This window comes from Methylobacterium sp. CCH5-D2 (genome assembly GCF_001556475.1).
GTDB classification, from domain to species: Bacteria; Pseudomonadota; Alphaproteobacteria; order Rhizobiales; family Beijerinckiaceae; genus Methylobacterium; species Methylobacterium hispanicum.
On sequence record NZ_LSIX01000202.1, the window covers coordinates 1 to 6362 of the forward strand.

Genomic DNA, 6362 nt, shown 5'->3' on the forward strand with positions numbered 1-6362 from the left:
GTGGAGGAGCGTCCGGTGACTGGTGAGGTCGGCCTGTCCCGGGCGGCGCGCGCCCGCATCGCCGAGGCGGTGGCCCGCGCGGAGAGCGGCACCGCCGGCGAGATCGTGGTGCTGGTGAGCGCGCGCGCCGGGCTCTACCGCTCGGCGCCGCTGGCGGCGGCCCTCGTGGGCGGCCTCGTCCTGCCGTGGCTCCTGCTCTGGCTGACGCGGTGGAGCGTGGCCACGATCCTGCTCGCCCAGGGCGCCTTCGTGGCCTGCCTGCTGGCCGCCGGCCTCAGCGAGCGGCTGCGCCTCGCCCTGGTGCCGCGTCCCGTACGGCGAGCCCGGGCGCGGGATGCGGCGGTGCGCGCCTTCCACGCGCGCGGGCTCGACCGAACGCGCGCCCGGACAGGGCTCCTCCTCTACGTGGCGCTGGCCGAGCACCACGCCGAGATCGTGGCCGACGCCGGCATCGTGGCCCGCGTCGGCTCGCAATCCTGGTGCGGCACCCTCTCCGAGCTGACCGCGGCGCTCGCCCGCGGCGAGATCGAGGCGGGCCTGACCCAGGCGGTCGAGCGCCTGGGCGCCTGCCTCGCCGAGCACGTGCCGGCCGGGCCGGACGCGGTCGACGAACTGCCGAACCGCGTCATCGTGGAGGTCTGAGGCGCGTCCACGGCCTCGCGACGGTGGTCCGCCCGTCGCGAGCCGACAGGCCGGCCAGAGCGCTCTCGCGCCGGAGTGGATGCCGGTTCGGCGCAAGAGAGCGCGTCACGACAGGAGGTCGGAGCCGTTCCCGATGGCGACGCGATCGGGAACGGCTCTACGCGGCGGCCTTCGCGACGGCGTCCACCACCTCGTCCACCACCTCGTTGACCAGTTCCCGGTCGTCGCCTTCCGCCATGACGCGGATCACCGGCTCGGTGCCCGAGGGCCGGATCACGAGGCGGCCGGCATTGCCGAGACGCTCGCGGGCGTGCTCGATGGCCGTGACCACGCTGTCCTGGCGTAGCGGCTCGCCCGAGCGGTAGCGGACGTTCTTCAGGATCTGCGGCAGCGGATCGAAGCAGTGGCAGACCTCGCTCACCGGCCGGTTCTGGCGCTGCACGACGCTGAGGAGCTGGAGCGCCGCCACCAGGCCGTCGCCGGTCGTGGTGTAGTCCGACATGATGATGTGGCCGGACTGCTCGCCGCCGAGGTTGTAGCCGTGCTCACGCATGTGCTCCAGCACGTAGCGGTCCCCGACCGCGGTCCGCGCCAGCGAGAGGCCGAGGCCGCCCAGGTACCGTTCCAGGCCGAGATTGGACATGATGGTGGCCACGATGCCGGGCTGGGCCAGCAGCGCGTCCTCCTTCCACGAGCGGGCGACCACCGCCATGAGCTGGTCGCCGTCCACCACCTGCCCCTTCTCGTCCACGATGAGCACCCGGTCGGCGTCGCCGTCGAGCGCGATGCCGATGTCGGCCCGCCGCTCGCGCACCATGTCGACCAGGGCCGCGGGCGCCGTGGATCCCACCGCCCGGTTGATGTTGAAGCCGTCCGGCTCGGTGCCGATCGCGATCACCTCGGCGCCGAGTTCCCACAGGGTCTCGGGCGCGACGCGGTAACCGGCGCCGTTGGCGCAATCGACCACCACGCGCAGGCCGTCGAGGGTGACGTGGCGCGGCAGGGTCCGCTTGGCGAACTCGATGTAGCGGGCGTGCACGCTCTCGATGCGCTTGGCGCGGCCGAGGTCGTTCGCGCCCGCGAGCTTCTTGTTGCGGTCGCCGTCGATCAACGCCTCGATCTCGCGCTCCACCTCGTCGTTGAGCTTGAAGCCGTCAGGCCCGAACAGCTTGATTCCGTTGTCCTCGAACGGGTTGTGCGAGGCCGAGATCATCACCCCAAGATCCGCCCGCATGGAACGGGTCAGCATGGCCACGGCCGGCGTCGGCACGGGGCCGAGCAGCAGCACGTCCATGCCGACCGAGGTGAAGCCCGCCACCAGCGCGGTCTCGATCATGTAGCCGGACAGCCGCGTGTCCTTGCCGATGACGACGCGGTGGCGGTGGTCGCCGCGCTGGAAGACGAGGCCCGCCGCCTGGCCGACCTTCAGCGCCAGCTCGGGCGTGATCACACCGTTGGCCCGCCCCCGGATGCCGTCGGTCCCGAAATATTTCCGCACGTCCTACTCCGCGCAAGCGACCGGATTCCTGAACGCGCACGGTACCGGATCCCGGCCGTGCCCGGTCGATGGATTGCGATTCAGGGTGAACGGCCGCGTGTGGCCACCCACCTGTCCTCCCAAAGGAAAGGGCGCCCGAAGGCGCCCTTTTGATGTCGCTGTCCGTGAGCGGACCCGGTTCGTCAGCCCTGCGGCTGCGGCTCGAGCCCGCCGTCGTTCTCCCGCGGCCGGCCGCGGCCGGCGGAGGGGACGGAGGAGCCGCGGGCAGGCGTCGGCGGCACGTCGCCGCCGTCGCGGACCGGGGGCTGGCCCTTCAGCAGATTGCGGATCTCGTCGCCGCTCAGGGTCTCGTACTCGAGCAGGCCCTGCGCGAGGCATTCGAGGTCGTCCTTGCGCTCCGCGAGGATCCGGCGCGCCTCCTCCAGGCCCGCCTCGACGAGGCGGCGCACCTCCGCGTCGATCGTCTGCGCGGTGGCTTCAGAGACCGATTGCTGCCGGCCCATCGACATGCCGAGGAAGACCTCGTCGTTGTTGTCCCCGTAGGCGACGGTGCCGAGCTCGGGAGAGAAGCCCCAGCGCGTGACCATCATCTTGGCGAGCCGCGTGGCCTGCTCGATATCCGACTGCGCGCCCGAAGTGACCTTCTCGGGGCCGAAGATCATCTCCTCGGCGATGCGCCCGCCCATCATGATGGCCAGCCGCGAGGTCATCTGCTCGTAGCTCATCGAGAGCTTGTCGCGCTCAGGGAGCTGCATGACCATGCCGAGCGCCCGGCCCCGCGGGATGATCGTCGCCTTGTGGACGGGATCGGTCGCCGGCACGTTGAAGGCGACGATGGCGTGGCCGCCCTCGTGGTAGGCGGTGAGCCGCTTCTCGTCCTCGGTCATGACCAGGGTGCGGCGCTCCGCCCCCATCATCACCTTGTCCTTCGCGTCCTCGAACTCGTGCATCGTGACGATGCGTTTTCCGCGACGGGCCGCGAGAAGAGCCGATTCGTTCACGAGGTTCATCAGGTCGGCGCCCGAGAAGCCCGGGGTGCCGCGCGCGATGGTCTTGAGGTCGACGTCGGGGGCCAGCGGCACCTTGCGCACGTGGACGCGCAGGATGCGTTCGCGGCCTGTGACGTCCGGGTTCGGCACCATGATCTGGCGGTCGAAGCGGCCGGGACGGAGCAGCGCCGGGTCGAGCACGTCGGGACGGTTCGTCGCCGCGATGATGATGACGCCCTCATTGGCCTCGAAGCCGTCCATCTCGACGAGGAGCTGGTTCAGGGTCTGCTCGCGCTCGTCGTTGCCGCCGCCGAGGCCGGCGCCGCGATGGCGACCGACCGCGTCGATCTCGTCGATGAAGATGATGCAGGGCGCGTTCTTCTTGGCCTGCTCGAACATGTCGCGCACGCGAGAGGCGCCGACGCCGACGAACATCTCGACGAAGTCCGAGCCGGAGATCGTGAAGAACGGCACGTTGGCCTCGCCGGCGACCGCACGGGCGATGAGCGTCTTACCCGTGCCGGGGGGGCCGACGAGGAGCACGCCGCGCGGGATGCGGCCGCCGAGGCGCTGGAACTTCTGGGGGTCGCGCAGGAACTCGACGATTTCCTGGAGATCCTCCTTGGCTTCCTCCACGCCCGCGACGTCGTCGAAGCTGACGCGCCCGTGCGCCTCGTTCAGGAGCTTGGCCTTCGACTTGCCGAAGCCCATGGCGCGCCCGGCGCCGGACTGCATCTGGCGCGACAGGAAGATCCAGGCGCCGATGAAGACGAGGATCGGCAGCCAGCTCACGAGAAGCTGGATGAACCAGGGCGTGTTGTCGGACGGGGGCCGGGCCGTGATCTGCACGCCCTTGCCCTGGAGCTTCGAGACGAGGCTCGGGTCGTTCGGCGCGTAGCTGGTGAAGTTGCCGCCGCCCACGTAGGTGCCGCTGACATCCTGCCCCGAGATCACCACCGACTGGATCTTGCCGGCATCGGCATCGTTCAGAAGCTGGCTGTAGGCGATCTCGCTACCGCCGCCACGATGACCCGGGTTCTGGAACAGGGTCACGAGGGCGAGCACGAGCAGGAAGATGACGACCCACAAGGCAAAATTGCGAAAATTCGGGTTCATCGACCATTCCTTAGCGAGTGCGGGCCCCCTCGCCCGGCGCTGCGGGCGATCCGGCACTCAGCGCCCAATGTAGGCAGAGGCCTATCCGTTGCCAAGTAAGTCGTCGCCGCGGATCGCGGCCCGCGGGGGCGCCGGAGCGAGCCGGATCGTCCCCTGCGGATCGGCCGCGATCAGGAAGCCGCGGAAGGTACGGCGCTGCGGTCGGCCCTCCCGGAGCGCGGACAGAAGCGCGTCGGCGAGGCGCTCCAGGCGCTCGAGGCGCCCCGGCCGTGCGCCGGCCCGGTCGAGCGCGCGGTCGAGCACCCGCAGGGCGATCGCCTCCGGGAGGACTGCGAGGGCACGGCCGTCGATCACGCCCTCACCGGCCCGCGTGAGGCGGGCGAGCGCGTCCGCGGCCAACCGGTCGAGCGCCGCGTCGTCGCGGGCGGCTCGCTCGGCGAGCCGGACGAGGCGCTCGACGGTCAGGCCCTCGGCGGCGAGGAGCGGGAGCATCCGCCGCAGCCGGGCCCGGGCGAATCGCTCGTCCTGGTTCGAAGGGTCGCGGAGGTAGGCGATGCCGCGGGCGTCGCACCACGCCACAAGGGACGCCTTGGCGAGGCGGAGGAAGGGCCGGGCGAGCGTCAGCCCGGCGCCGAGGTCCCGCTCGGGCCGCATCCCGGCGAGCCCGGCCGGGCCGCTGCCGGCACAGAGCCGCATCAATACCGTCTCGGCCTGGTCGTCTCGGGTGTGGGCCGTGAGGAGCCGCGCGGCGCCGACCTCCGTGGCGTGTGCCGCGAGCAGTCGGTAGCGCGCCGCGCGCGCCGCGGCCTGGATGCCGGTTCCGGGATGCGGGCCGCGAGGGGACCAGGTCAGGATGGTGTGAGGGATGCCGAGGGCGCCGGCTTGGCGGGCGACCGCCTCCGCCTCGTCCCGCGCCTCGGGCCGGAGGCCGTGATCGACCGTCGCGGCATGGAGGGCGGCGGGCCCGCGCGCGGCGGCGGCGGCGTGCATCAGGGCCGTCGAATCCGGGCCCCCCGAGACGGCGAGCAGGCAGGGTTGGGTCAGGTGCGGCGCGAGCGCCGCCAGGAGGGCGTCGCCCCCCTCGCGGCTCAAGCGGTGCAGCGGGCGCGCTTCTGCTCGCGCGCCACGCCCTGGCGCACGCCCTGGCCGGCGGCGGGGAACTTGCGCTCCAGCTCGGCCAGCGTGGCGCAGGCCTGCTCGCGGGCGCCGAGCGCGTTGAGCGAGACGCCGAGCTTCAGCATCGCTTCCGGCGCCTGCGGCGACCGGGCGTAGTCTGTCGAGACCTTCAGGAACTGCTCGGCCGCCTCACGGTTGCGGTTGCGCTGCAGGTAGCTCTCGCCGAGCCAGTAGGTGGCGGCCGGCACGTGGGTGTCGCGCGGGTGCGACTGGATGAACTGGCGCAGGTCCATCTCGGCCTGCTCGTAGCGGCGGGCCTGGATGTTGGCGAAAGCGGCCTCGTAGTCCGAGCGGGCATCGCCCGAACCGGTCGCGGCCACGCTCGCGCTCGGGCGGTTCGGCAGGGCACCGGTGGTCCCCACACGGCCGGGCGGCGCGAGATCGACGGGCTCGTCGTAGCCCGGAGCGGCGGCCTCGGCCTCCTCGGCCTCGTCGATCGCGCCCTGGGGCATGCGGCGCGCGACCGGCGCGGGCTGCTGCGCGGCGGGCGGAGCGGCGATCGGCGCGGAGGGCTCGGTGGAGCCGAGCTGGCGCGGGGCGCCGGGCCGGCCGGGGTTCTGGTCGGGGTCGAAGGCGTCGCCGCGCTTCTGGGGCTTGCCCGCACCGGGATTCGTGCCGTTGACCGGGCCCGTATTGCCCGACGGCGCGGGCTTGGCCCCGCTCTTCTCGTTCAGCCGGTACTCCACGTCCTCCTGGAACTTGCGCAGCTGCTCCTTGAGCTGGCGGTTCTCGTACTGGAGCGTCTCGATCTGCCCGGCCATCATCCGCGACTGGTTCTCCAGCCGGCCGAGGCGCACCACGAACTCGGAGGCGTCCTGGGACGCGGCCGGCAGCGCGGTGGCGAGGATGAGCGAGGTCGAGAGCAGGAGGCGGCGGAGCATGGATGTCGGCACCGGACGTTGCGGCAGGCCGCGTCCCAGGACGCCTCCGAGTTCGTGGTG

General features: G+C 72.1%; 5 protein-coding genes. 1 reads left to right on the forward strand and 4 read right to left on the reverse strand.

Going from position 1 to position 6362, the window contains the following annotated elements; genetic code table 11:
• Window positions 1-15 precede the first annotated feature (15 nt).
• Window positions 16-642, forward strand: a complete 627-nt coding sequence (locus AX737_RS05270) for a hypothetical protein (protein ID WP_066919576.1) — start codon at window positions 16-18, stop codon at window positions 640-642.
• A gap of 157 nt (window positions 643-799) precedes the next feature.
• Here AX737_RS05270 and glmM read toward each other — a convergent pair whose 3' ends face one another.
• The 4 genes from glmM to ybgF all read right to left on the reverse strand — a co-directional run bounded on the left by glmM (window position 800) and on the right by ybgF (window position 6302).
• On the reverse strand, window positions 800-2140 hold the full coding sequence (gene glmM, locus AX737_RS05275; RefSeq protein WP_066919568.1) for a phosphoglucosamine mutase: 1341 nt from the start codon (window positions 2138-2140) through the stop codon (window positions 800-802).
• Window positions 2141-2322: 182 nt separating this feature from the next.
• The gene (gene ftsH / locus AX737_RS05280) at window positions 2323-4245 is read right to left on the reverse strand and encodes an ATP-dependent zinc metalloprotease FtsH (protein WP_066919570.1); all 1923 of its coding nucleotides are present in this window, start codon (window positions 4243-4245) and stop codon (window positions 2323-2325) included.
• A gap of 81 nt (window positions 4246-4326) precedes the next feature.
• Entirely contained in the window at window positions 4327-5235 is a 909-nt protein-coding gene (tilS, locus tag AX737_RS05285) for a tRNA lysidine(34) synthetase TilS (RefSeq protein ID WP_082772895.1), read from the reverse strand.
• Window positions 5236-5333: 98 nt separating this feature from the next.
• A complete protein-coding gene (gene ybgF, locus AX737_RS05290) occupies window positions 5334-6302 on the reverse strand; it encodes a tol-pal system protein YbgF (RefSeq protein ID WP_066919574.1) in 969 nt (322 codons plus the stop codon).
• Window positions 6303-6362 lie beyond the last annotated feature (60 nt).

Bases quoted from the DNA above. Each gene is read 5' to 3' on its own strand.
- ftsH (WP_066919570.1), bottom strand. From the start codon at position 4,245: ATGAACCCGAATTTTCGCAATTTTGCCTTGTGGGTCGTCATCTTCCTG.
- tilS (WP_082772895.1), bottom strand. From the start codon at position 5,235: ATGCACGCCGCCGCCGCCGCGCGCGGGCCCGCCGCCCTCCATGCCGCG.
- ybgF (WP_066919574.1), bottom strand. From the start codon at position 6,302: ATGCTCCGCCGCCTCCTGCTCTCGACCTCGCTCATCCTCGCCACCGCG.